Source organism: Streptomyces sp. NPDC000404 (genome assembly GCF_040300365.1).
Classification (GTDB): domain Bacteria; phylum Actinomycetota; class Actinomycetes; order Streptomycetales; family Streptomycetaceae; genus Streptomyces; species Streptomyces ramulosus.
The window spans coordinates 208632-232722 of record NZ_JBEPDN010000001.1 but is presented as its reverse complement, the minus strand read 5'-3'; the positions used below and the strand labels follow the sequence as shown (position 1 = coordinate 232722).

Genomic DNA, 24091 nt, shown 5'->3' with positions numbered 1-24091 from the left:
CGCTGCCATGACCACGGGAACCACCGGCACCGCCACACCGGACCTCGACCGCTTCCGCACCCTCGCCAAGGACCGCCGGGTCGTCCCCGTCACCCGGCGCCTGCTGGCCGACGGCGACACCCCGGTCGGGCTCTACCGCAAACTCGCCGGTGAGCGGCCCGGCACCTTCCTCCTGGAGTCCGCCGAGAACGGCCGTACGTGGTCGCGGTACTCGTTCATCGGCGTCCGCAGCGCCGCCACCCTCACCGTCCGCGACGGCGAGGCCCACTGGCTGGGCACCCCGCCCGTCGGCATGCCCACCGGCGGCGACCCGCTGGCCGCGCTCCGCGCCACCGTCGAGGCCCTGCACACCCCGCGCGACCTGCTTCAGGACGCCGGTCTGCCGCCCTTCACCGGCGGTATGGTCGGCTACCTCGGCTACGACGTCGTGCGCCGCCTGGAGAAGATCGCCGAGCGGACCGAGGACGATCTCGGGCTGCCGGAGCTGACCATGCTCCTCACCTCCGACCTCGCCGTCCTCGACCACTGGAGCGGCACGGTCCTGCTGATCGCCAACGCGATCAACCACAACGACCTCGACACCGGCGTCGACGAGGCGTACGCGGACGCCGTCGCCCGCCTCGACGCGATGGCCGACGACCTCGCCCGCCCCGCGCCCGCGAGCGCCGCCGCGCTGCCGCCGTCGGAGCTGCCGCCGTTCACCGCCGAATGGGGCGGCGCCGCGTACCAGGACGCCGTCGAGGACATCAAGGAGCGCATCCGCGCCGGTGAGGCGTTCCAGGTGGTGCCCTCGCAGCGGTTCGAGACGCCGTGCACGGCGAGCGCCCTGGACGTCTACCGGGTGCTGCGGGCCACCAACCCCAGCCCGTACATGTACCTCTTCCGCTTCGCGGGCGACGGCGAGCGCAGCGGCTTCGACGTGGTCGGCTCCAGCCCGGAGGCGCTGGTCAAGGTCGAGGACGGCCGGGCCATGGTGCACCCCATCGCCGGCACCCGGCCGCGCGGCGCCGGCGTCCAGGAGGACCAGGCGCTCGCCGACGAGCTGCTGGCCGACCCCAAGGAGCGCGCCGAGCACCTGATGCTCGTCGACCTGGGCCGCAACGACCTGGGCCGGGTCTGCGCGCCCGGCAGCGTCGAGGTCGTCGACTTCATGTCGGTGGAGCGCTACAGCCACGTCATGCACCTGGTCTCCACCGTCACCGGCACCGTCGCCGAGGGCCGCACCGCCTTCGACGTCCTCACCGCCTGTTTCCCCGCGGGCACCCTCTCCGGCGCGCCCAAGCCCCGCGCCCTGCAGATCATCGAGGAGCTGGAGCCGACCCGCCGCGGGCTGTACGGCGGCTGCGTCGGCTATCTGGACTTCGCCGGCGACTCCGACACCGCCATCGCCATCCGCACCGCCCTGCTGCGCGACGGCACCGCGTACGTGCAGGCCGGCGCGGGTGTCGTCGCCGACTCCGACCCGGTCGCCGAGGACACCGAGTGCCGCAACAAGGCCGCCGCCGTGCTGCGCGCCGTGCACACCGCCAACCGTCTCGGCACCTGACCCGGCGCGCCCGCAAGGCGCCCGCGCACCGCCCGTGGCACCGGCCACCCCGTGGCCGGGTGCCGCGGGCGGTGCGCGATAGTGGGGGAGTGAGTGCCGCAACCCAGCCCCCCGCCGCCACCGCGCCCGCGCCGTCCGCCCGGCCGCGCAGCGCCCGGCGCAGCCTCGCCGCAGCCCTGCTGCTGGGCGCCGCCGGCTCCGCCCTCGCCCTGCTCGCCTCGGGCCGCGTGTGGTCCCGGGGCACCGCCGCCCTCGCCCAGGGCGACCTGCCGCGCACGGTGACCGGCTCGGACGTCACGGGCGTCCCCGGCGCGCTGGCCGTCGTCGGCCTCGCCGCGCTGGTCGCGGTCTTCGCGGTGCGGCGCGCCGGACGGTACGCGGTCGCCGCCCTCCTCGCCCTCAGCGGCGCGGGCACCGCGCTCGCCGCGGCGGCCGGTTACGGCGACACCTCCGCGCTGCGCGAGCAGGCCGCCACCGCCGTCGGGCTGAGCGGCACCGATGTGCATCACGTCACGCACAGCCTCTGGCCGTGGGTCTCCGCCGGAGGCGGTGTGCTGCTGCTGATCGCCGGGGTCCTCGCGCTCCTCTTCGGCCGCCACTGGCCCGCGATGTCGGGCCGTTACGAGCGCACGCCGGGCGGCGCCCGCGCCCCGCGCCGGGCCGCCGCCCCGGTGGACCCGGACCGTCCGGAGGAGTTGTGGAAGTCGCTGGACCGCGGCGAGGACCCCACCCGGTAACGGAGTTCCCGCCTCCATCGGTGACAATGGACGGCGAGGTATCACCGCGCCCCGATCCGGCGCGACAGAGCTACGAGGAGCACTCATGTCGAGCAGTGGCCACGGACACACCCCCGCCGCCTGGACCGGCGTCATCATCTCGTTCATCGGCTTCTGCGTCGCGGGGGCCTTCATGGTGCTGGCGAACGTGACCGGCTTCTGGGCCGGCATCGTCCTCATCGGTCTCGGCGCCGTCGTCGGCGGTGTGATGCGCCTCGCCGGTCTCGGCTCGGAGCCCAAGCGCTCGGCCGCCCCGGTCGCCGCCGTGGCCCAGCCCCAGGAGGGCTGACCCCGCGGCGCCGGGCTCCGGCGCCGCACCCGAGTCTTCGAAGGCGCCGCTTCCCGGTCGCCGTCCGTAAGGGCTACCCCGTACGGCTGCCGGGAAGCGGCGCCTTCGCGTGTCCCCCGGGACAATCGGCGGGGTGAACGCACCCGCGGCCCCGCCCCGGCCCGCCGCCCCGCGCCCGGCCCCGCCGCCCGCCCGCCGGGGCCCGCTGCGCCGCCTCGCCGCCCCGCTGGCCACGGCCGCCGCCGCGGTGGCCGCCTTCGGCTACGTCGGCGCGGTCGACCCGCAACGCCCGGGCCACTACCCCATCTGCCCGCTGCTGCATCTGACCGGCATCTACTGCCCGGCCTGCGGCGGCCTGCGCAGCGCCCACGCGGTGGCCCACGGCGATCTGCCCGCCGCGCTCGGCGCCAACGCCGTGGCGGTCTGCGCGTACGCCGTCTGCGCGGTGTTCTGGATGGTCTGGGCGGTCCGCGCGGCGCGCGGGCTGCCCACCGCGGGGCCGCGCCCGCGCCCCGTCCACTGGTGGGCGCTGACCGCCCTCCTCGCCCTCTTCACCCTCCTCCGCAACCTCCCCTTCGGCGCCTTCCTGCGCCCCTGACCTGGGCGGCCGCTGTCCAGCTGGTGGGACCGGCGGCGGCCGGGTGCGGGAGCTGGGGCCCCGTGCGGATACCATCGACAGTGCCCACGGTGAGTCCGCTCACCGCCCGGCGCCCGTCCCCTCCACCGCTTCAGAAGGAGGCCGCTCGCGTGAGTGTGCTCGACGAGATCATCGACGGAGTCCGCGCCGACCTCGCCGAGCGGCAGGCGCGCGTCAGCCTCGACGAGCTGAAGGAGCGCGCCCGCGCCGCCCGCCCGGCCAAGGACGGCGTCGCCGCCCTCAAGGGCGAGAGCGTGACGGTCATCTGCGAGGTCAAGCGCTCCAGCCCCTCCAAGGGCGCGCTCGCCGCCATCGCCGACCCGGCGGGCCTCGCCGCCGACTACGAGGCCGGCGGCGCCGCGGTCATCTCCGTCCTCACCGAGCAGCGCAAGTTCGGCGGCTCGCTCGCCGACCTCGAAGCGGTCCGCGCCCGGGTCGACATCCCGGTGCTGCGCAAGGACTTCATCGTCACCGCCTACCAGCTGTGGGAGGCCCGTGCGTACGGCGCCGACCTCGCGCTGCTGATCGTCGCCGCGCTGGAGCAGGAGGCGCTGGTCTCGCTCATCGAGCGGGCCGAGTCGATCGGCCTGACGCCGCTGGTCGAGGCGCACGACGAGGAAGAGGTCGCCCGCGCGGTCGACGCCGGCGCCAAGATCATCGGCGTGAACGCGCGCAACCTCAAGACCCTGGAGGTCGACCGCGGCAACTTCGCCCGGATCGCCCCCGAGATCCCCGACCACATCGTCAAGATCGCCGAGTCGGGCGTCCGCGGCCCGCACGACCTGATCGCGTACGCCAACGACGGCGCGGACGCCGTGCTCGTCGGCGAATCGCTGGTCACCGGCAAGGACCCGCGCACCGCCGTCGCCGATCTGGTCGCGGCCGGCTCGCACCCCGCCATCCGGCACGGCCGGGCCTGAGGACGGACCCGATCCCATGACCGCCACCGGCAGCCACCGCCCCGCCCGGGACCCGTTCCCGGGTGCGTTCGGCGTGCCCGCCGGTGCGCCCGCGGGGTGCGGGCCGGACGACCTGCCCGGCCACGGCCCCGCGCTCGCCCTGACACCCCGCGCCCGCCGCGCCCCGCGCCGGGCCGCGGTCCGCTGCGCGCTGCCGCCCTGGCACCGCGGCTGCCGGGCCCCCGCCCGCCGGGTGCACGGCCGCCGGGTCAGGTACCACATCGGCTCCGAACCCGGTCAGACCAACGGCATGCGATGGCGCCGGGGGCCCGTGCGCTGACGCGTGCGCGCCCCGGCGAGGCGGTGCGGCGGTGTGCCGCTCCGGCCTGCCGGGACCTCGTCCGGCGGGTGGCCGCAACGATCATCAGGCCGGACGCGTCCTACCGGTGCCCTCGTGGGCCGGTCGCTCGTTAGGCAGGGCGCGGCGCTCCCACGGCCCGGCGGATACCCCACGGCCCCACGGCGACCGGGAGTCACCGGCGGCCGGATCCGTCGGCGTACCGCGCGCCCCGCGCACCACCCGCGCGAGCGGCGCACGCCCCCTGTGCTTCTCCACACCCTTCCCATCCCTTTTCTCATCTTTCCGACAGACCCAGTTGTCCGGGGCGAGGGCCCCGGCAGAGGAGTGCGTCAGATGTCCTCCGATTTCTTCGTGCCCGACCCGGAGGGGCTGGTTCCCGGCCCCTCGGGCTACTTCGGCGCGTTCGGCGGCAAGTTCATCCCCGAGGCGCTGGTCGCCGCGGTCGACGAGGTGGCCGCCGAGTACGAGAAGGCCAAGGCCGACCCGGCGTTCGCCGCCGAGCTGGACGAGCTGATGGTCAACTACACCGGCCGGCCCAGCGCCCTCACCGAGGTGTCGCGGTTCGCCGAACACGCCGGCGGCGCCCGGGTGTTCCTCAAGCGCGAGGACCTCAACCACACCGGCTCGCACAAGATCAACAACGTGCTGGGGCAGGCGCTGCTCACCAAGCGCATGGGCAAGACCCGCGTCATCGCCGAGACCGGCGCCGGCCAGCACGGCGTCGCCACCGCCACCGCCTGCGCCCTCTTCGGCCTCGACTGCACCATCTACATGGGCGAGATCGACACCGAGCGGCAGGCGCTGAACGTCGCCCGGATGCGGATGCTCGGCGCCGAGGTCATCGCCGTGACCTCCGGCAGCCGCACCCTGAAGGACGCCATCAACGAGGCGTTCCGCGACTGGGTCGCCAACGTCGACCGCACCCACTACCTCTTCGGCACGGTCGCCGGCCCGCACCCCTTCCCGGCGCTCGTCCGCGACTTCCACCGCGTCATCGGCGTCGAGGCGCGGCGGCAGATCGTCGAGCGCGCCGGGCGGCTGCCCGACGCCGCGGTCGCCTGCGTCGGCGGCGGCTCCAACGCCATCGGCCTCTTCCACGCCTTCCTGCCCGACGAGAGCGTGCGGCTGGTCGGCTGCGAGCCCGGCGGCCACGGCATCGCCACCGGCGAGCACGCCGCCACCCTCACCGAGGGCACCCCCGGCATCCTGCACGGCTCGCGCTCCTACGTCCTCCAGGACGAGGACGGGCAGATCACCGAGCCGTACTCGATCTCCGCCGGTCTCGACTACCCGGGCATCGGCCCCGAGCACTCGTACCTCAAGGACAGCGGCCGGGCCGAGTACCGCGCGGTCACCGACGACGCGGCGATGCAGGCGCTGCGGCTGCTGTCGCGCACCGAGGGCATCATCCCGGCGATCGAGAGCGCCCACGCGCTGGCCGGCGCCCTGGAGCTGGGCCGCGAGCTGGGCCCCGACGGCCTGCTGCTGGTCAACCTCTCGGGCCGGGGCGACAAGGACATGGACACCGCGGCCCGCTACTTCGGGCTGTACGACAACGCGGGCGGCCACGCCGGCACCGGCGAGGGGGAGAAGTGATGACTCAGGCGACGGGCAACATCGCCCTGCTGGACTCGGTGCTGGCGACGGCGCGCGAGGAGAACCGCGCCGCGCTGGTCGGCTACCTCCCCGCCGGTTTCCCGACCGTGGACGGCGGCATCCGGGCGGCGACCGCGATGCTGGAGGGCGGCTGCGACATCGTCGAGGTGGGTCTGCCGCACAGCGACCCGGTCCTCGACGGCCCGGTCATCCAGACCGCGGACGACATCGCGCTGCGCGGCGGCGTGCGGATCCCCGATGTGATCCGCACGGTCGGCGAGGCGCACGCCGCCACCGGCGCGCCGGTGCTCTGCATGACCTACTGGAACCCGGTCTACCGCTACGGCGTCGAGCGGTTCGCCGCCGAGATGGCCGCCGCGGGCGGCGCCGGGTGCATCCTGCCGGACCTGCCGGTCCAGGAGGCCGGGGAGTGGTGCGCGGCCGCGGAGAAGCACGGTCTGGCGACCGTCTTCGTCGTCGCGCCCAGCACCCGCGACGCCCGCCTCGCCCAGATCACCGCGGCGGGCAGCGGCTTCGTCTACGCGGCGTCGCTGATGGGCGTCACCGGCACCCGTGAGTCGGTCGGCCATGAGGCGCAGGAGCTGGTCCGCCGCACCCGCGCCACCACCGACCTGCCGGTCTGCGTCGGCCTCGGGGTCTCCAACCCCGAACAGGCCGCGGAGGTCGCGCAGTTCGCCGACGGCGTCATCGTCGGCTCGGCGTTCGTGCAGCGGATGCTGGCCGACGAGCACGATCTGGAGGCCGGGCTCGCCGGGGTCCGGACGCTGGCCGGGGAGCTGGCCGCCGGGGTGCGCAAGCGCTCCTGAGACGGCCGCCGGCCGGGGCGGGGCGCGGGCACGGGTGTGCGGTGCGCCCGGTTCCGTCCCCCGATAGGGCGAACATCGGTACGGAGGGGTGCGGCAGCGCCCCTCCGTTTCGTTTTCCTGGGGTGAGCCAGAAGAACGATGACGGTAAGAGCAACGCCCGTGAGCGGCTGAAGGCACAGCGTGAGAAGGAGAAGGCCCGGGCCCGGCGCAACCGCCAGGCGATCGTCGCCGGAGCGGTGGTCCTGGTCCTGGCGGTGGCCGGCGCCATCGCCGTCTGGGCGTCCAACTCCGGCGGGGACGAGGAGAGCGCCAAGCCGCTGGCGGTGCCCAAGGGCGCGCGCGGCGGCGACAAGCCCGCGGTGCCGGTCGGCTCGGCCGGCGCCCCCTCCACCCTGACGGTCTGGGAGGACTTCCGCTGCCCCGCCTGCCAGCAGTTCGAGACCGGCTTCCGCCCGGCCATCCATGAGCTGGAGGACGCCGGGCAGCTGAGGAGCGAGTACCACCTCGTCACGATCATCGACGGCAACGGAGGCGGCACCGGCTCCCTCAACGCCGCCAACGCCGCGCTCTGCGCCCAGCACGCCGGTCACTTCCGCGCCTACCACGACGTGCTCTACAGCAACCAGCCGCCCGAGCAGCAGGACGCGTTCGCCGACAAGAAGAAGCTGATCCAGCTGGCCGGCAAGGTCCCGGGGCTGGCCGGCGACGCGTTCACGCAGTGCGTCGAGTCCGGTACGTACAACGACTTCGTCAAGCGGTCCAACGACGCGTTCGCCAAGTCCGGGTTCCGGGGCACCCCGACCGTGCTGCTCAACGGCAAGGATCTGGCAAAGGAGAAGAACGGCCAGTTCACGCCCGCGGAGTTCAAGAAGATGGTGCAGGGCGCCAACAAGGGCAAGCAGCCGGCCAAGCCCGCCACGCCGGCGGGCTGAGCGCGCGGCGCGGGGCCCGCCCGGCCCGGTCGCGAAGGTGTGACGGTCGTTACGCAGCCGTTGCCGGGCGGGTTGCCGCCGACCCCGCCCGGCGGGGTAGCGTCGTGACTGCCATGGACCTCGCATTCATTCCCAGCCCGTCGGTCGGCGTCGTACATCTCGGCCCGATCCCGCTCCGGGGCTACGCGTTCTGCATCATCATCGGTGTCTTCCTGGGCGTCTGGCTCGGCAACAAGCGCTGGGTGCAGCGCGGCGGCCGGTCCGGCACGGTGGCGGACATCGCCGTCTGGGCGGTGCCCTTCGGCCTCGTCGGCGGACGGCTCTACCACGTCATCACGACGTACGAGCCGTACTTCGGCAAGGACGGCCATCCGCTCGACGCCTTCAAGGTGTGGGAGGGCGGTCTCGGCATCTGGGGCGCGGTGGCGCTCGGCGCGGTCGGCGCGTGGATCGGCTGCCGCCGCCGCGGCATCCCGCTGCCCGCCTACTGCGACGCGCTCGCCCCCGGCCTCGCCATCGGCCAGGCCATCGGCCGCTGGGGCAACTGGTTCAACCAGGAGCTGTACGGCCGCCCGACCGATCTGCCGTGGGCGCTGAAGATCAGCGACGACCCCGCGATCGGCCGCATCGGCGGCACCTACCACCCGACGTTCCTCTACGAGTGCCTGTGGTGCCTGGGCGTCGCCGCGCTGGTGATCTGGGCCGACAAGCGCTTCCGCCTCGGCCACGGCCGCGCCTTCGCGCTGTACGTCGCTGCGTACTGCGCGGGCCGCGCCTGGATCGAGGAGATGCGGGTCGACGAGGCGCACCACATCCTCGGTCTGCGGCTCAACGTCTGGACCGCGCTGATCGGCCTGGTCCTCGCCGTCCTCTACATGATCATCTCGTCCCGGCGGGTGCCGGGCCGCGAGGAGGTCGTCGAGCCGGGCGCCCTGGAGGCGCCGGCCGGTGCGGACGCGGACGGTGCGCCGGAGGATGCGAAGGCGGCGGCGGACGGGTCCGCGGAGAAGGAGTCCGATCCCGCGGCCGGCAAGGACGCAGGGCCCGCCGGCGAGGAGGCGAAGCCCGCTGCCGACGGCGAGGCGAAGACCGCCGGGAGCGGCGGCAAGAAGAGCTGAGACCGCGCCGTCGCCCCGGGCGGCGGCCATACCTCTCCACCGCGCCGGGCGGAACCGTTACGGGTTCCGCCCGGCGCGGCGTCGTATGCGCGCCCGGCGGTGCGCGCCGCCCGCGCCCGGCGCCCGGACGGCCCCGTGCCGCCGTCGGCCGGCTTCCCCGAGCGGCGTCGCGCGGGCCCGTCGCAGCGGCCTCCCGCGGCGGCCTGTGAGCGGGATCTCATGGCGGGTGGCCGGGTAAAACCGCAGGTCAGAGAGGTAAGTTCGGCCTTCCTTGCTAGCGGTGGAGGGGGTGTCACGCCTAGTTTCGAGGTGTTGGAGGGGAAAGTGCCGAACAGCGGCCCACACCTCGTCGAAGGGAGTAGGTCCCTATGTCCGTCACCGATGTCATGGATGCCTCGGCGCCGACCCACGTCGCCCACCGCGACAACCACACCCACCGCGACGTCAACGGCGGCTGGCTGCGCCCCGCCGTCTTCGGCGCCATGGACGGGCTGGTCTCGAACCTCGCGCTGATGACCGGCGTCGCCGGCGGCGCCGTCTCCCAGCAGACGATCATCATCACCGGGCTGGCCGGGCTGGCCGCCGGCGCCTTCTCGATGGCCGCCGGTGAGTACACCTCGGTCGCCTCGCAGCGGGAGCTGGTCCTCGCCGAGCTGGACATCGAACGCGCCGAGCTGCGCAAGCACCCGACGGACGAACGGGACGAACTGGCGGCCCTCTACGTCTCGCGCGGGGTGGAGCCGGAGCTGGCCCGGAAGGTCGCCGAACAGCTCTCCCGCGACCCCGAACAGGCGCTGGAGATCCATGCCCGCGAGGAGTTGGGCATCGATCCGTCCGACCTTCCGTCGCCCACCGTGGCAGCGGTTTCCTCCTTCGGATCCTTTGCGCTGGGCGCGTTGCTGCCCGTACTTCCTTACCTGTTGGGCGCCTCCGCGCTGTGGCCCGCGGTGGCGTTGGCGCTGCTCGGGCTCTTCGCGTGCGGCGCTGTCGTGGCGCGGGTGACGGCCCGCTCGTGGTGGTTCAGCGGGGTGCGGCAGCTGCTCCTCGGTGGCGCGGCAGCGGGTGTGACGTACATCCTGGGAACGGTGTTCGGAACCGTCGTAGGGTGACGCTCCCATGCGGGGGCTCGCATAATTATTGAGTTACCCGGCGGTTTCATGTAGCTGACCGCCGGGCATAAGGCCGGGGCGCCACACGGGCAATGTCGCTCGGTGGGCGCCCCGTTTCCGGACCGGGTCGTTCGTCCGCGACCTCGCACACCGCACTCGCGGTGTCCGCATGTTGGAAGGCTCTATCCCGCTTCCCGAGAAGCGAGCCATCCTGTAACCTGCACGAAATTTCGCGGAGGGCCAACGTCGTCCCTCGGCAGTTCCTATGCCACGACGACGTTGGGAGAGCCGATGCGTTCCGCGTCCACGCACTCCGCGACCAGCGCCGGTGCCACCCGCGCCGCCTGGTCGCCCATGGACGGGCGCCCCGCCCCGCAGGGGATGTACGACCCGCGCAACGAGCACGACGCCTGCGGTGTCGGCTTCGTGGCCACCCTCACCGGCGAGCCCGGTCATGCGCTGGTCGAGCAGGCGCTCACGGTGCTGACCAACCTGGAGCACCGCGGTGCCACCGGCTCCGAGCCCGACTCGGGCGACGGTGCGGGCATCCTCCTCCAGGTGCCGGACGCGTTCCTGCGCGAGGAGGTCACCTTCGACCTTCCCGAGGCCGGCGGTTACGCCGTCGGCATCGCCTTCCTCCCCGCCGAGGCCCAGCAGGCGGCCGCGGCCGTCTCGCAGATCGAGACGATCGCCGCCGAGGAGGGCCTGACGGTCCTCGGCTGGCGCGTCGTCCCGGTCGCCCCGGCGCTCCTCGGCAACGGCGCCCGCGCCACCATGCCGGCCTTCTCCCAGCTGTTCGTCTCGGATGGTGAGAGCACCGGTCTGGCGCTGGACCGCAAGGCGTTCGCGCTGCGCAAGCGCGCCGAGCGCGAGGCGGGTGTCTACTTCCCGTCGCTCTCCGCCCGCACCCTGGTCTACAAGGGGATGCTCACCACCGGGCAGCTGGAGCCGTTCTTCCCGGACCTCTCCGACCGGCGCTTCGCCTCGGCCATCGCCCTGGTCCACTCGCGGTTCTCCACCAACACCTTCCCGAGCTGGCCGCTGGCCCACCCGTACCGCTTCGTCGCGCACAACGGCGAGATCAACACCGTCAAGGGCAACCGCAACTGGATGCGGGCCCGCGAATCGCAGCTCGCCTCGCGGCTCTTCGGCGACCTCGACGTGGACCGGCTCTTCCCGGTCTGCACCCCGGACGCCTCCGACTCCGCCTCCTTCGACGAGGTCCTGGAGCTGCTGCACCTCGGCGGCCGGTCGCTGCCGCACGCGGTGTTGATGATGGTGCCCGAGGCGTGGGAGAACTCCCCGTCGATGGACCCGGCCCGGCGCGCGTTCTACCGCTACCACGCCACGATGATGGAGCCCTGGGACGGCCCGGCGTGCGTCACCTTCACCGACGGCACCCAGGTCGGCGCGGTCCTGGACCGCAACGGGCTGCGCCCCGGCCGCTACTGGGTCACCGACGACGGCCTGGTCGTCCTCTCCTCCGAGGTCGGCGTCCTCGACATCGACCCCGCCAAGGTCGTCCGCAAGGGCCGCCTCCAGCCGGGCCGGATGTTCCTCGTCGACACCGCCGAGCACCGCATCATCGAGGACGACGAGATCAAGGCGGAGCTGGCCGGCGCCCACCCCTACCAGCAGTGGCTGGACGAGGGGCTGATCGACCTCGCCGATCTGCCCGAGCGCGAGCACATCGTGCACACCCACGCCTCGGTCACCCGCCGCCAGCAGACCTTCGGCTACACCGAGGAGGAGCTGCGGGTCCTGCTGGCGCCGATGGCGAAGACCGGCGCCGAGCCGATCGGTTCGATGGGCACGGACTCGCCGATCGCCGCGCTCTCGGCCCGTCCGCGGCTGCTCTTCGACTACTTCACCCAGCTGTTCGCGCAGGTCACCAACCCGCCGCTGGACGCCATCCGCGAGGAGCTGGTCACCTCGCTGATCTCCTCGCTCGGCCCGCAGGGCAACCTCCTGGAGCCGTCCGCGGACTCCTGCCGCAGCGTCACCCTGCCGTTCCCGGTGATCGACAACGACGAGCTGGCCAAGCTCATCCACATCAACGCCGACGGCGACATGCCCCGGATGACGGCCGTGACGCTGTCCGGGCTCTACCGCGTCGGCGGCGGGGGCGAGGCCCTCGCCGCGCGGCTGGCGGAGATCTGCGCGGAGGCCGCCGCCGCCATCGAGGCCGGCGCCCGGCTGATCGTCCTCTCCGACCGGCACTCCGACGCCGAGCACGCCCCGATCCCGTCGCTGCTGCTCACCTCGGCCGTCCACCACCACCTCATCCGCACCAAGCAGCGCACCCAGGTGGGGCTGCTGGTCGAGGCCGGTGACGTCCGCGAGGTGCACCATGTCGCGCTGCTGATCGGCTACGGCGCCGCCGCGGTCAACCCCTACCTCGCGATGGAATCCGTCGAGGACCTGGTCCGCGCCGGGACCTTCCTGCCCGCGGGCACCGACCCCGAGGACGCCATCCGCAACCTCATCAAGGCGCTCGGCAAGGGCGTCTTGAAGGTCATGTCCAAGATGGGCATCTCGACCGTCGCCTCCTACCGCGGCGCGCAGGTCTTCGAGGCGGTCGGCCTGGAGGACACGTTCGTCGACACCTACTTCCACGGCACCGCCACCAAGATCGGCGGCGCGGGCCTGGACATCGTCGCCGAGGAGGTCGCGGCGCGGCACGCCCAGGCGTACCCGGCGTCCGGCATCGCCGCCAGCCACCGCGCGCTGGAGATCGGCGGCGAGTACCAGTGGCGCCGCGAGGGCGAGCCGCACCTCTTCGACCCGGACACCGTCTTCCGGCTCCAGCACTCCACCCGCGCCCGCCGCTACGACATCTTCAAGCAGTACACGGACCGGGTGAACGAGCAGTCCGAGCGGCTGATGACGCTGCGCGGCCTCTTCGGCATCAAGAGCGAGCGTCCGTCGATCCCGGTGGACGAGGTCGAGCCCGTCTCCGAGATCGTCAAGCGGTTCTCCACCGGCGCCATGTCGTACGGCTCCATCTCGCAGGAGGCGCACGAGACGCTGGCCATCGCGATGAACCGGCTGGGCGGCAAGTCCAACACCGGTGAGGGCGGCGAGGACCCGGAGCGCCTGTACGACCCGGCGCGCCGCTCGTCCATCAAGCAGGTCGCCTCCGGCCGCTTCGGGGTGACCAGCGAATACCTCGTCAACGCCGACGACATCCAGATCAAGATGGCCCAGGGCGCCAAGCCCGGCGAGGGCGGTCAGCTGCCCGGCCACAAGGTCTACCCGTGGGTGGCGAAGACCCGGCACTCCACACCAGGCGTCGGCCTGATCTCGCCGCCGCCGCACCACGACATCTACTCCATCGAGGATCTCGCGCAGCTGATCCACGACCTGAAGAACGCCAACCCGGCGGCGCGGATCCACGTGAAGCTGGTGTCGGAGGTCGGCGTCGGCACCGTCGCCGCCGGTGTCTCCAAGGCGCACGCGGACGTCGTCCTCATCTCCGGCCACGACGGCGGTACGGGCGCGTCTCCCTTGACGAGCCTCAAGCACGCCGGCGGCCCCTGGGAGCTGGGCCTGGCCGAAGCTCAGCAGACGCTGCTGCTCAACGGGTTGCGCGACCGGATCGTGGTGCAGACCGACGGCCAGCTGAAGACCGGCCGGGACGTGATCATCGCGGCGCTGCTGGGCGCCGAGGAGTTCGGGTTCGCGACCGCGCCGCTGGTCGTCTCCGGCTGCGTCATGATGCGCGTCTGCCACCTCGACACCTGCCCGGTCGGCATCGCCACCCAGAACCCGGTGCTGCGCGAGCGGTTCAGCGGCAAGGCCGACTACGTCGTCAACTTCTTCGAGTTCATCGCCGAGGAGGTCCGCGAACTCCTCGCCGAGCTGGGCTTCCGTACCCTCGACGAGGCCGTCGGCCACGCCGAACTGCTCGACACCACGCGGGCGGTGGACCACTGGAAGGCCCAGGGCCTCGACCTCGCCCCGCTGCTGCACGTCCCCGACCTGCCCGAGGGCGCGGTCCGCCACCAGGCGACCGTCCAGGACCACGGGCTGGCGAAGGCGCTGGACAACGAGCTGATCCGGCTCGCCGCCGACGCGCTGTCCGCGCCTACCGCCGAGGAGGCGCAGCCGGTCCGCGCCCGGATCGCGATCCGCAACATCAACCGCACCGTCGGCACCATGCTCGGCCACGAGGTCACCAAGAAGTTCGGCGGCGCCGGACTGCCCGACGACACCATCGACCTCACCTTTACCGGCTCCGCCGGCCAGTCCTTCGGCGCGTTCCTGCCGCGCGGCATCACGCTGCGCCTGGAGGGCGACGCCAACGACTACGTCGGCAAGGGCCTCTCCGGCGGCCGCATCGTGGTCCGCCCGGACCGCTCGGCCTCCCACCTCGCGGAGTACTCCACCATCGCCGGCAACACCCTCGCCTACGGCGCCACCGGCGGCGAACTGTTCCTCCGCGGCCGGGTCGGCGAGCGGTTCTGCGTCCGCAACTCCGGTGCCACGGTGGTCTCCGAGGGCGTCGGCGACCACGGCTGCGAGTACATGACCGGCGGCACCGCGGTCGTCCTCGGCGAGACCGGCCGCAACTTCGCCGCCGGGATGTCGGGCGGGTTCGCCTACGTCATCGACCTCGACCCGGACCGTGTCAACAAGGAGCTGGCCGGTGCGGTGCGCCCGCTGGACGGCGCCGACCGGGAGTGGCTGCACGAGGTGGTGCGCCGCCATCAGGAGGAGACCGGCTCGACCGTCGCCGCCAAGCTCCTCGCCGACTGGGACGCGGCGGCTGCCCGCTTCAGCAAGGTCGTCCCGGCCACGTACCAGGCAGTGCTCGCCGCCAAGGACGCCGCCGAGCAGGCCGGACTCTCCGAGTCCGAGACCCACGAGAAGATGATGGAGGCGGCGACCCATGGCTGACCCGAAGGGCTTCCTCAACCACGAGCGCGAGGTCGCCACGGCCCGTCCCGTGGGCGAGCGCGTCCAGGACTGGAAAGAGGTCTACCGGCCCGGCGCCCTGCTGCCGATCATCAGCGAGCAGGCGTCGCGCTGCATGGACTGCGGCATCCCGTTCTGCCACAACGGCTGCCCGCTGGGGAACCTCATCCCCGAGTGGAACGACTACGCCTGGCGCGACGACTGGAGCGCCGCGTCCGAGCGGCTGCACGCCACCAACAACTTCCCGGAGTTCACCGGGCGCCTGTGCCCGGCGCCCTGTGAGGCGGCGTGTGTGCTCGGCATCAACCAGCAGCCGGTGACCATCAAGAACGTCGAGGTCACCGTCGTCGACAAGGCGTGGGACAGCGGCGACGTCACCCCGCAGCCGCCCGAGCGGCTCTCCGGCAAGACCGTCGCCGTCATCGGCTCGGGCCCCGCGGGCCTCGCCGCCGCCCAGCAGCTGACCCGCGCCGGCCACACCGTCGCCGTCTACGAGCGGGCCGACCGCATCGGCGGGCTGCTGCGGTACGGCATCCCCGAGTTCAAGATGGAGAAGCGGCACATCAACCGCCGTATCGAGCAGATGCGGGCGGAGGGCACCAAGTTCCGTACCGAGACGGAGATCGGCCGGGACATCGACGCGAAGAAGCTGCGCAAGCGGTACGACGCCGTCGTCATCGCCGCGGGCGCCACCACCTCCCGTGACCTGCCGGTGCCCGGCCGGGAGCTGAACGGCATCCACTTCGCGATGGAGTACCTGCCGCTCGCCAACAAGGTGCAGGAGGGCGATCTGACCGTCGCCCCGATCACCGCCGCGGGCAAGCACGTCGTCGTCATCGGCGGCGGCGACACCGGCGCGGACTGCGTCGGCACCGCCCACCGCCAGGGCGCCGCCTCCGTCACCCAGCTGGAGATCATGCCGCGGCCGGGCGAGGAGCGCAGCGCGGGCCAGCCCTGGCCGACCTTCCCTATGCTCTACAAGGTCACCTCCGCGCACGAGGAGGGCGGCGAGCGGGTTTACTCGGTCTCGACGACCCGTTTCGAGGGCGACGAGGACGGCAACGTCCAGTGGCTGCACCTGATCGAGGTGGAGTTCAAGGACGGCAAGCTCGCGCAGAAGCCGGGGACGGAGCGGAGGATTCCCGCGCAGCTGGTTACCCTTGCCATGGGATTCACCGGCACCGACCGGGAGAACGGCCTGGTCGAGCAGTTCGGCCTGGAGCTGGACGCCCGCGGGAACATCGCCCGCGACGCGGAGTTCGCCACCAACGTCCCCGGTGTGTTCGTCGCCGGTGACGCGGGGCGCGGCCAGTCGCTCATCGTCTGGGCCATCGCCGAGGGCCGCTCCGCCGCCCGCGGGGTGGACCGCTTCCTCACCGGCGCCAGCGCCCTGCCGGCGCCCATCAAGCCGACGGACCGCGCACTCGCCGTGTGACGGTACGTCCCTTTCTGTCCCGTACAACGGCGTACGGCGGCATGGGTCCCGGGAGCGATACCGGGGCCCATACCGCGACGCCTGCCTGATTCCCCGACCGGCAGGCGGGCGTCGCGCGTCTCTTGGCGGGCCGCCCGCCCCGGCGCGGGGCGGGCGGCCCGTTCTCACTTCCCGGCGTCGCCGTCCCCGCCCGCCAGCCGGGCGGGGAAGCCGCCGGTGGCGACCGGGCCCCAGCGCCGCGGGGTGACCCGGATCAGGGATTTGCCCTGGTCCCGCATGGCCTCGCGGTACTCGTCCCAGTCCGGGTGCTCACCGGCGACGTTGCGGTAGTACTCGACCAGCGGCTCGACGGACTCGGGCGCGTCGATCACCTCGGCCTCGCCGTCGATCTGCACCCACGGGCCGTTCCACTCGTCGGACAGCACGATCACGCTGACCGACGGCGCCCGGCGGGCGTTGCGCACCTTGGCGCGCTCGGGATACGTCGACATCACCAGCCGCCCGTCGTCGTCCACCCCGCAGGTCAGCGGCGAGCCCTGCGGGGTGCCGTCGGAGCGGCGGGTCAGCAGGATCGCGCGGTGCCGGGGGCGGACGAACTCCAGCAGTTCGGGCAGCTCGACTCGGGTGTTACGTGCGATGGAGGGGCTCATGGCGCGAGCCTAGGGGGTGAAGTCCGCGTGGATCGTTGTGCCGGGCGGTGCGCCCGGGTGGCGGTGGGGCGGGCGGCCCGGCCGCGGAAAAAGAGGGCCGGGGCGGGCCGGTAGGGGTACCGCGGCGCCCCACACGCCGCGGTACCCCTGCCGCCCCGCCCCGGCCCGGCGTCCGCCGCGGCGCCGCGGGGAGTGGCGCGGCGCCGTGCGGACGGTCGGTGTGCCGTCCGGTCAGCGGTGACCGGCCAGCGGTTTGCCGGTGGCGGCGTCGACGAGGGTGCGGTGGCCCAGCGGCTCCTTGAGGTCCAGGGTGACCTTGTCGGTGGCCAGCTGGGCGGTGCACATCTTCTTGTCGTCCTGCTTGCGGCTCCAGCCGGAGACCACGACCAGCTTCTCCGACTCCCGCACATGGGCGCCGTACTTCGCGTCACAGGCGCCGTGGCCGACGGTCACCGTCACCTTCCGCGCCGAGACGCCCGGCTTGTCGGCGCCGGCCAGCGGCAGCAGCGCCTCCTTGTGCCCGGACACCGGCTCGACCTTCGGCCAGTCCCGCACGATGGTGTCGGCGCGCTCCTCGAACGCGCTCTGCTTGCCGGGCGGTGCGGCTCCGACGGTCTGCTTCGCCCCGCCGCACCCGGCCAGCGCCGTACCGGCGGCGGTCAGGGCGATCAGGGCGGCCAGGGTGCGCCGCGCGGTACGGCTCTTCCCGGCGGGGGTGCGGGTGGTCCGCTGTGCTGTGGTGGTCCACATGTCTGCCTCCTCGGGTCACGCATGGGACGGAGCCGGGGCCGATCGGGTTCCGCTTCTTTCGCCGGCCGCGCGATCTGCCCACGGCAGAAGGCGTTTCACCGCCGCCGCCCGGTCCGTAGCGTCGCCGCCATGACCTCTCCCGCAACGGAACTCCGCCGGCTGACCGGCACCGTCTGGCAGCTGCCGTTCGCCCTCGGGCACGTCCATCTCGTCGCGCTGCCCGGGGACGGCTTCGCCGCCGTCGACACCGGCATGCCCGGATCCGCCCCGGCGATCCTGGACGCGCTGGAGCGGCTCGGCGCCGGGCCCCGTGCGCTGCGGCAGATCGTGCTGACCCACTCCCACATCGACCACGTCGGTGCGGCCGCAGCCCTGGTCGCCGCCACTGGCGCCACCGTGCTGGCGGGCGCCGGCGACGTCCCGTACATCACCGGCGCCCGTCCGGAGCCGCAGGCCCGGCCCACCCCGGCCGAGGCGGAGCTGCGGGCGGCGATCGACGCGGGGCTGCCCGGCGGGGCGCTGCCGGAGGGGGAGCCGGTCGCGGTGGACGTCGCGCTGGGCGAGGGGGACACGCTCGACGGCTGGGGCGAGCCGGTGCGGGTCCTTGAGGTGCCCGGGCACACCCCGGGCAGCATCGCGCTGCATCTGCCGCGCTCGCGGGTGCTGTTCCCCGGCGACCTCATCGGCGCGGTCGGCGGCCGGGTGGTGCTCGGTCCGTTCAACGTCGAGCGGGCGCGGGCCGAGGCGTCGTTCCGCCGGCTCGCGGCGCTCGACGACGTCGAGACCGTCTGCGTTCCGCACGGAGATCCGCTGGTCGAGGGCGCCCGCGCGGCGCTGGCGGCCGCCACCCCGGAGCGCGACTGGCGGTGAGGTGACGTCTGGGACGGTTGGTGCCAAGGGAGTTGAGGGGTCTGGCGCTCTTGTCACGCTGAGCGTCCGCTCACATAATCACAGAGCGCTTTACGGACTCATCCCCCACTGGGTCCGCAGGCCGCACGGCAGGCTGCCCTTTTCGCAGCCGTGCCGCGCACCGGCTCCGGTGGGGCACGCGTCCGTCGTCGTCGACGTGCAACCCCCCACGAAAGGAAGCCCGTTGCGCAGCTCCCTGAAGCACCTCAAGAGAACCACCGCCGCCGGCGCCGTCGCCCTGGCCGCCTTCAGCCTTCTGCCCGGCACGGCCTTCGCGGCGCCGGCCCCGGACGCCTCCGGCTCGGTGAGCACCAAGGTGGTCGGCGGCACCAAGGCCGACCAGGGTGAATTCCCCTTCATGGTCCGGCTGTCGATGGGCTGCGGCGGCGCGCTGTACGCCAAGGACATCGTGCTGACCGCGGCGCACTGCGTCGACGGCAGCGGCCCCAACACCGACATCACCGCCACCGCGGGCGTCGTCGACCTGGAGGACTCGGCCGCCGTCACGGTCAAGTCCAAGGAGGTCCTCCAGGCCCCCGGCTACAACGGCAAGGGCAAGGACTGGGCGCTGATCAAGCTGGAGAAGCCGATCGACCAGCCCACCTTGAAGATCGCCCAGGACGACAAGTTCAACAACGGTGACTTCACCATCGCCGGTTGGGGCGCCGACAAGGAGGGCGGCGACCAGCAGCGCTACCTCCTGAAGGCGACGGTGCCGTTCATCGACGACGCCACCTGCCAGAAGGCCTACGGCGACGATCTGACCCCGGGCGACGAGATATGCGCGGGCAAGCTCGACACCGGCGGCGTCGACACCTGCCAGGGCGACTCCGGCGGCCCGATGTTCCGCAAGGACGACGCGGGCGAGTTCATCCAGGTCGGCATCGTCTCCTGGGGCGAGGGCTGCGCCCGTCCCGGAAAGCCCGGCGTCTACTCCGAGGTGAGCACCTTCGCCGCGGACATCCAGAAGGCCGCGGGCGAGCTGGGCGCCTGACCAGCGGGGAGCCTTCCCCCGTCGCGCGGCAGCGGACTTCCCCCGGGTCCGCCGCCGCACCCCCGACCGCCCCGGTACCGGCCCGACCCGCCGGTACCGGGGCGGTTCGCACGATGCGCGCGGGAACGGACCGGGTGGCGGCCGGCCCGTCCCCGTACGCCCCGCCTCCGTTAGTCCAACTGCTCCGCCTCCTTTGTCCATAGGCGCATCCGCCCCACCGGCCGCAGGCTGTCCGGCGACAGCCCCGCGATCACGGAGGACGGTGCGCGTGAACGAAGAGAGATCGGACCAGGGCGGGCCCAGCCGGCGGACGGTCGTCGCCGCCACCGCACTCGCCTCGGCAGCCGCCGCGCTGCCCCTCGGCGCGGGCACCGCCGCGGCCGCGCCCGGCGCCCGCAGCGGCTCGGCGGTGCTGCGCTCGGCGGCGCTGGAGGTCCACGTCGCCACCGGATTCCCGCAGGTCATCGCGTACACCGACCGGGCCACCGGCGCCGTGCTGCACGGGCGTGAGGACGCGGTGCACGAGGTGCTGATCGACGGGCGGGCCCGCACCCCTGAGGTCGCCCACCGCCTCGCCGCCGACCGCGCCGCATACACCCTCGACCTCGGCTCCGGCACCCGGATCGGCGTGGAGATCGCGGTGGCCGGACGGACCGTCACCTGGCGGGTCACCGGCGTCGAGGACACCGCGGCGCTGCCCGTCGGCACGCTGGAGATACCGGGACTCGCGCTGGTGAGCGTGCGCGGCGACCAGCCGGGCGCACAGCTCCTCGCCGCCCGGATCGACCTCGACAAGTCCCGCAGCGGCGACACCCTGGTCACGCCCCGGCCGGACACCGCGCCGGACCCGGAGCCGGTCGGCTGCGCCTATGCGGTGGTCGCCACCGGACAGCTGGCCGCCGCCGTCGAGACCAACACCGTCCAGGACACCCCGACCGCCGCGACGAGCTGGGAGAACGGCCGGCTGTGGCGGCAGACCGTGCGCGCCGGCGGCGTCGTCACGGCGCGGCTGGGCCCCGGACAGTGGACCCACCGGGCGAAGGGCGCGCCCCGCGGCGCCACCGAACCGCTGCCGTACGCCACGGTGATCGTCACCGGGGACCGCAACGGCGACGGCGTGGCCGACTGGCAGGACGGCGCCGCGGCCCTGCGCGACATCATGACCGAACCGGCCGGCGCCGACGCCCAGCATCTGCGGGTCGTCCCGCACATCCCGTTCAACTTCGCCAGCCAGGCCACCAACCCGTTCCTCGCCACCCTCGACGACGTCAAGCGGATCGCGCTGGCCACCGACGGGCTGCGGCAGTTCACCCTGCTCAAGGGCTACCAGTCCGAGGGCCACGACTCGGCCCACCCCGACTACGCCGGGAACTACAACGTCCGCGCCGGCGGGCTCGCCGACCTCAACGCGCTGCTGCGCGCCGGAAAGCGCTGGAACAGCGACTTCGCGGTGCACGTCAACGCCACCGAGTCGTACCCGGAGGCGCACGCCTTCTCCGAGGAGCTGGTGGACACCGCCGACGAGCAGTGGGACTGGCTCGACCAGTCGTACCGCATCGACGCCCGCCGCGATCTGCTCTCCGGGGACATCGCGGCCCGGCTGGCCCGGCTGCGCGCCGAGACCGACCCGGGCCTGACCACCCTCTACTTCGACGTCTTCCGCGAATCGGGCTGGAACTCCGACCGCCTCCAGCGCCATCTGCGCGACCAGGGCTGGCAGGTCGCCTCCGAATGGGGCCACGGCCTGGAGCGCTCCTCGCTCTGGTCGCACTGGGCCAACGAGACCGACTACGGGCCCGACACCTCCCGTGGCATCAACTCGCGGCTGATCCGCTTCGTCCGCAACCACCAGAAGGACGTCTTCGCCGACAAGTGGCCGACGCTGCTGGGCGCGCCCCGGATGGGCAACTTCGAGGGCTGGACCGGCAAGACCGACTGGTACGCGTTCCTCGCCGTCGTCTGGCGCGACGCGCTGCCCGCCAAGTACCTCCAGGCGTATCCGATCCGCACCTGGAGCGCGCACGAGATCACCTTCGAGGGACCGTCCGGCACCACCGTCTCCGACGACGGCGGCGTCCGCCGGATCACCACCGACGGGCGGCTCGTCCTCGACGGCGGCCGCTATCTGCTGCCCTGGGAGCCGCGCCGCGCCACCGACCCGGCGAAGCTCTACCACTACAACGTGGCCGGCGGCGCCTCCACCTGGCAGCTGCCGCGCGGCTGGGCGGACGCCGCCGCGGTGTACGCGTACCGCCTCACCGACCGGGGCCGGGCCCAGGAGCGGCGGCTGCCGGTGCGCGGCGGCCGGATCACCCTGGACGCGGAGCCGGGCACCGCGTACGTGGTGTACCGGCGGAGGGCGCCCGCGGTCCGCGAGCCGCGCTGGGGCGAGGGCACCGCCGTCGCCGACCCCGGCTTCCACGGCGGCACGGACCACTGGCGCACCGACGGCCCGGTCTCCGTCACCGCGAGCGCGCTCGGCGACCCGGAACTCGTCGTCGCGGCGGGCGCGGCGGCCACCGTCTCGCAGCGCCTGGACCGGCTGCCGCCCGGCGACTACGCGGCGTCCGTGCAGATCGAGGTCGGGGAGCGGGCCGGGCAGCGCCGCCGCGCCGCGCTGGAGGTGCACACCGCCGACGGCGCCCGGGCGGTCAACTGGACCGAGACGTCCACCGCCGTGAACCACGTCGCCGCCGACCGCAAGCACGGCACCCGCTTCCAGCGGCTGACCACCCGCTTCACCGTGCCGGAGGGCGGCGGCCCGGTCACCCTCGCGCTGACGGCGGCGGCCGGGACGCCGCGGGTGCGGTTCGACAACGTCCGGGTGGTGCGCGCCGGACACAGCAGCCGGCCCGGGGCGCTGGTGTACGAGGACTTCGCGCACGTCCCGCAGGGCTGGGGCGTCTTCGTCAAGGGCGACGCGGGCGGCGCCACCGATCCGCGCACCCACCTCAGCGAGCGCCACGCCCCGTACACCCGCCGGGGCTGGCGGGGCAAGGCGGTCGACGACGTCCTCGACGGCGCCGCCTCGCTGAAGTCCCGCGGCGAGAACCCCGGCGTGGTCTACCGCACGGTGGCGCACACCGTCCGCTTCCGCCCGGGCCGCCGCTACCGCGTCTCCTTCTCCTACGTGAGCGAGAAGGCCGGCCAGTACGCCTGGCTCACCGCCGTCGACGAGCCCGCACCCCGCGAACTGGAGCGCCGCCCGCTGCCGGCGGCGAGCGCACCGGCCACCCTCGCCTACGAGTTCACCGCCCCGGACGGCGGCGAGAGCTGGGTGGGGCTGCGCAAGACCGGCGACGACGACAAGGCGGAGTTCGTGCTGGACGCCTTCGAGGTGCGGGAGGTGTGAGGCGGGCGGCCGGGGCGGTGCCGTCCCGGCCGCCCCGGGCCTCAGCCGCGGGTCAGCGCGCTGCCGAGCAGCGGGAGCAGCCGGTCCCAGTGGCGTTGCAGCCCGGCGGGGTCGAAGGCGTCGGTGTCGGACATGGTGAAGCCGTGGACGGTGCCGGGGTAGATCTCGGAGGTGTGGTCGAGCCCGGCGGCGTCCAGCGTCCGGTTGAGGCCGGCCAGGTCCTCGGGCGTCAGATCGGATGCGGCGTGGCCGAGATGGACCCGGGCGGTGATCGTGTCGAACAGCTCCGGCCCGTCGGCGGCCACCGGGCCGTGGAAGGCGGCGACGGCGGCCACCCGGCCGGGGTGGGCCGCGGCGGTGCGCACCGCGAGCAGACCGCCGATGCAGTAGCCGGTCACCGCGACCGGTCCGGCGGCGACCTCGGGCCGGGAGGTGAGGAAGGCGAGGTAGGCGTCGGCGTCGCGGCGGGCGCGTTCGGGGGTGTGCGCCTCGATCAGGGGCATCAGCCGCGCGAGGAGCGCGGTCCTGGCCGCCTCGTCGATGTATGCGGGCAGGTCGAGCACCGGCGCCGGGCCGTGCCGGTGGAAGAGGTGGGGGACGAGGACGTAGTAGCCGTGTCCGGCCAGTTCGCGGGCGAGCTCCCGCAGCACGGGCCGCAGGCCGAAGCCGTCCGCGTACATCAGCACACCGGGGTGGGGCCCGCCGGTGTCGGGGAAGGCGGCGAACGCCTCGGCCGGGCCGTCCGGGGTGGGGATCTGCAAGGTCGTGAGGGGCATGGGCTCTCCTGTCGTGGTGGCGGTGCGGTGGTGTGCACAGCACGACAGGCGGGGCCCGCGCGGCGGCGGGGGCGCGGCACTCCGGCGGCGGGCCCGCGGCGGCCCGGGCGGCGCTCAGCGGAGCACCGGGTCACCGATCCGTGTGTGGCGCGAGGCCGTCCCGGTAGTCATGTCCACAACGTAGCCGACCCGGCGAAGTCATGGCCAGGGATTCCGGC

19 protein-coding genes are annotated in these 24091 nt (G+C 73.6%); 16 read left to right on the top strand and 3 right to left on the bottom strand.

The features are described from left to right. The first annotated feature begins 7 nt into the window (after nt 1-7). The 13 genes from ABT345_RS01015 (at nt 8) to ABT345_RS00955 (ending at nt 16442) form a co-directional block, all read left to right on the top strand. Nucleotides 8-1546 carry an anthranilate synthase component I gene (locus tag ABT345_RS01015; protein ID WP_345083141.1) on the top strand — a complete coding sequence of 513 codons (1539 nt, stop codon included), beginning with the start codon at nt 8-10 and terminating at the stop codon, nt 1544-1546. A gap of 89 nt (nt 1547-1635) precedes the next feature. Then, the gene (locus ABT345_RS01010; RefSeq protein WP_345083138.1) at nt 1636-2283 is read left to right on the top strand and encodes a TIGR02234 family membrane protein; all 648 of its coding nucleotides are present in this window, start codon (nt 1636-1638) and stop codon (nt 2281-2283) included. Between the two features lie 85 nt (nt 2284-2368). Then, entirely contained in the window at nt 2369-2611 is a 243-nt protein-coding gene (locus ABT345_RS01005; protein WP_345083135.1) for an HGxxPAAW family protein, read from the top strand. A 133-nt stretch (nt 2612-2744) separates the two neighbouring features. Beyond that, entirely contained in the window at nt 2745-3209 is a 465-nt protein-coding gene (locus ABT345_RS01000; RefSeq protein ID WP_345083132.1) for a DUF2752 domain-containing protein, read from the top strand. Between the two features lie 149 nt (nt 3210-3358). Continuing rightward, nucleotides 3359-4168, top strand: coding sequence for an indole-3-glycerol phosphate synthase TrpC (trpC, locus tag ABT345_RS00995; RefSeq protein WP_345083129.1), 810 nt, complete (start codon nt 3359-3361; stop codon nt 4166-4168). Nucleotides 4169-4184: 16 nt separating this feature from the next. Then, complete coding sequence (gene trpM, locus ABT345_RS00990) at nt 4185-4487, top strand: tryptophan biosynthesis modulator TrpM (RefSeq protein ID WP_345083126.1); 303 nt, start codon at nt 4185-4187, stop codon at nt 4485-4487. A gap of 354 nt (nt 4488-4841) precedes the next feature. Then, entirely contained in the window at nt 4842-6104 is a 1263-nt protein-coding gene (gene trpB / locus ABT345_RS00985; RefSeq protein WP_345083123.1) for a tryptophan synthase subunit beta, read from the top strand. Next, a complete protein-coding gene (gene trpA / locus ABT345_RS00980; RefSeq protein WP_345083120.1) occupies nt 6104-6931 on the top strand; it encodes a tryptophan synthase subunit alpha in 828 nt (275 codons plus the stop codon). Before trpB ends, trpA begins: the two co-directional genes overlap by 1 nt. A 122-nt stretch (nt 6932-7053) precedes the next feature. Beyond that, complete coding sequence (locus ABT345_RS00975) at nt 7054-7863, top strand: DsbA family protein (RefSeq protein WP_345083117.1); 810 nt, start codon at nt 7054-7056, stop codon at nt 7861-7863. Between the two features lie 113 nt (nt 7864-7976). Next, the gene (gene lgt, locus ABT345_RS00970) at nt 7977-8981 is read left to right on the top strand and encodes a prolipoprotein diacylglyceryl transferase (protein WP_345083114.1); all 1005 of its coding nucleotides are present in this window, start codon (nt 7977-7979) and stop codon (nt 8979-8981) included. A 368-nt stretch (nt 8982-9349) separates the two neighbouring features. After that, nucleotides 9350-10090 (top strand): VIT1/CCC1 transporter family protein, encoded by a 741-nt coding sequence (locus tag ABT345_RS00965; protein ID WP_345083111.1) that lies wholly within the window; start codon nt 9350-9352, stop codon nt 10088-10090. Between the two features lie 291 nt (nt 10091-10381). Then, nucleotides 10382-14989, top strand: a complete 4608-nt coding sequence (gltB, locus tag ABT345_RS00960) for a glutamate synthase large subunit (protein WP_345083108.1) — start codon at nt 10382-10384, stop codon at nt 14987-14989. After that, nucleotides 14982-16442 (top strand): glutamate synthase subunit beta, encoded by a 1461-nt coding sequence (locus tag ABT345_RS00955; RefSeq protein ID WP_345083105.1) that lies wholly within the window; start codon nt 14982-14984, stop codon nt 16440-16442. Before gltB ends, ABT345_RS00955 begins: the two co-directional genes overlap by 8 nt. 164 nt (nt 16443-16606) lie before the next feature. Here the strand turns inward: ABT345_RS00955 and ABT345_RS00950 are convergent, their stop codons facing one another. Both ABT345_RS00950 and ABT345_RS00945 read right to left on the bottom strand, forming a co-directional pair. Then, the gene (locus ABT345_RS00950) at nt 16607-17092 is read right to left on the bottom strand and encodes a PPOX class F420-dependent oxidoreductase (protein WP_345083102.1); all 486 of its coding nucleotides are present in this window, start codon (nt 17090-17092) and stop codon (nt 16607-16609) included. Nucleotides 17093-17323: 231 nt separating this feature from the next. Next, the gene (locus tag ABT345_RS00945; RefSeq protein ID WP_345083099.1) at nt 17324-17842 is read right to left on the bottom strand and encodes a hypothetical protein; all 519 of its coding nucleotides are present in this window, start codon (nt 17840-17842) and stop codon (nt 17324-17326) included. 129 nt (nt 17843-17971) lie between these two features. Here ABT345_RS00945 and ABT345_RS00940 point away from each other — a divergent pair, with 129 nt between their 5' ends. The 3 genes from ABT345_RS00940 to ABT345_RS00930 all read left to right on the top strand — a co-directional run bounded on the left by ABT345_RS00940 (nt 17972) and on the right by ABT345_RS00930 (nt 23097). Next, entirely contained in the window at nt 17972-18712 is a 741-nt protein-coding gene (locus ABT345_RS00940) for an MBL fold metallo-hydrolase (protein WP_345083096.1), read from the top strand. A gap of 223 nt (nt 18713-18935) precedes the next feature. Continuing rightward, nucleotides 18936-19745: a S1 family peptidase gene (locus ABT345_RS00935; protein WP_345083093.1), complete on the top strand. Its 810-nt coding sequence runs from the start codon at nt 18936-18938 to the stop codon at nt 19743-19745. A 262-nt stretch (nt 19746-20007) separates the two neighbouring features. Further along, nucleotides 20008-23097: an endo-alpha-N-acetylgalactosaminidase family protein gene (locus tag ABT345_RS00930; RefSeq protein ID WP_386461339.1), complete on the top strand. Its 3090-nt coding sequence runs from the start codon at nt 20008-20010 to the stop codon at nt 23095-23097. 41 nt (nt 23098-23138) lie between these two features. On the opposite strand, the gene ABT345_RS00925 is transcribed toward ABT345_RS00930, so the two are convergent. Beyond that, on the bottom strand, nt 23139-23873 hold the full coding sequence (locus ABT345_RS00925) for a dienelactone hydrolase family protein (RefSeq protein ID WP_345083088.1): 735 nt from the start codon (nt 23871-23873) through the stop codon (nt 23139-23141). Between the last annotated feature and the right edge of the window lie 218 nt (nt 23874-24091).

Bases quoted from the DNA above. Each gene is read 5' to 3' on its own strand.
- trpB (WP_345083123.1), top strand. From the start codon at position 4,842: ATGTCCTCCGATTTCTTCGTGCCCGACCCGGAGGGGCTGGTTCCCGGC.
- ABT345_RS00945 (WP_345083099.1), bottom strand. From the start codon at position 17,842: ATGTGGACCACCACAGCACAGCGGACCACCCGCACCCCCGCCGGGAAG.
- trpM (WP_345083126.1), top strand. From the start codon at position 4,185: ATGACCGCCACCGGCAGCCACCGCCCCGCCCGGGACCCGTTCCCGGGT.
- ABT345_RS00940 (WP_345083096.1), top strand. From the start codon at position 17,972: ATGACCTCTCCCGCAACGGAACTCCGCCGGCTGACCGGCACCGTCTGG.
- lgt (WP_345083114.1), top strand. From the start codon at position 7,977: ATGGACCTCGCATTCATTCCCAGCCCGTCGGTCGGCGTCGTACATCTC.
- ABT345_RS00925 (WP_345083088.1), bottom strand. From the start codon at position 23,873: ATGCCCCTCACGACCTTGCAGATCCCCACCCCGGACGGCCCGGCCGAG.
- gltB (WP_345083108.1), top strand. From the start codon at position 10,382: ATGCGTTCCGCGTCCACGCACTCCGCGACCAGCGCCGGTGCCACCCGC.
- ABT345_RS00965 (WP_345083111.1), top strand. From the start codon at position 9,350: ATGTCCGTCACCGATGTCATGGATGCCTCGGCGCCGACCCACGTCGCC.
- ABT345_RS01005 (WP_345083135.1), top strand. From the start codon at position 2,369: ATGTCGAGCAGTGGCCACGGACACACCCCCGCCGCCTGGACCGGCGTC.
- ABT345_RS01015 (WP_345083141.1), top strand. From the start codon at position 8: ATGACCACGGGAACCACCGGCACCGCCACACCGGACCTCGACCGCTTC.
- trpA (WP_345083120.1), top strand. From the start codon at position 6,104: ATGACTCAGGCGACGGGCAACATCGCCCTGCTGGACTCGGTGCTGGCG.
- ABT345_RS00950 (WP_345083102.1), bottom strand. From the start codon at position 17,092: ATGAGCCCCTCCATCGCACGTAACACCCGAGTCGAGCTGCCCGAACTG.
- ABT345_RS00955 (WP_345083105.1), top strand. From the start codon at position 14,982: ATGGCTGACCCGAAGGGCTTCCTCAACCACGAGCGCGAGGTCGCCACG.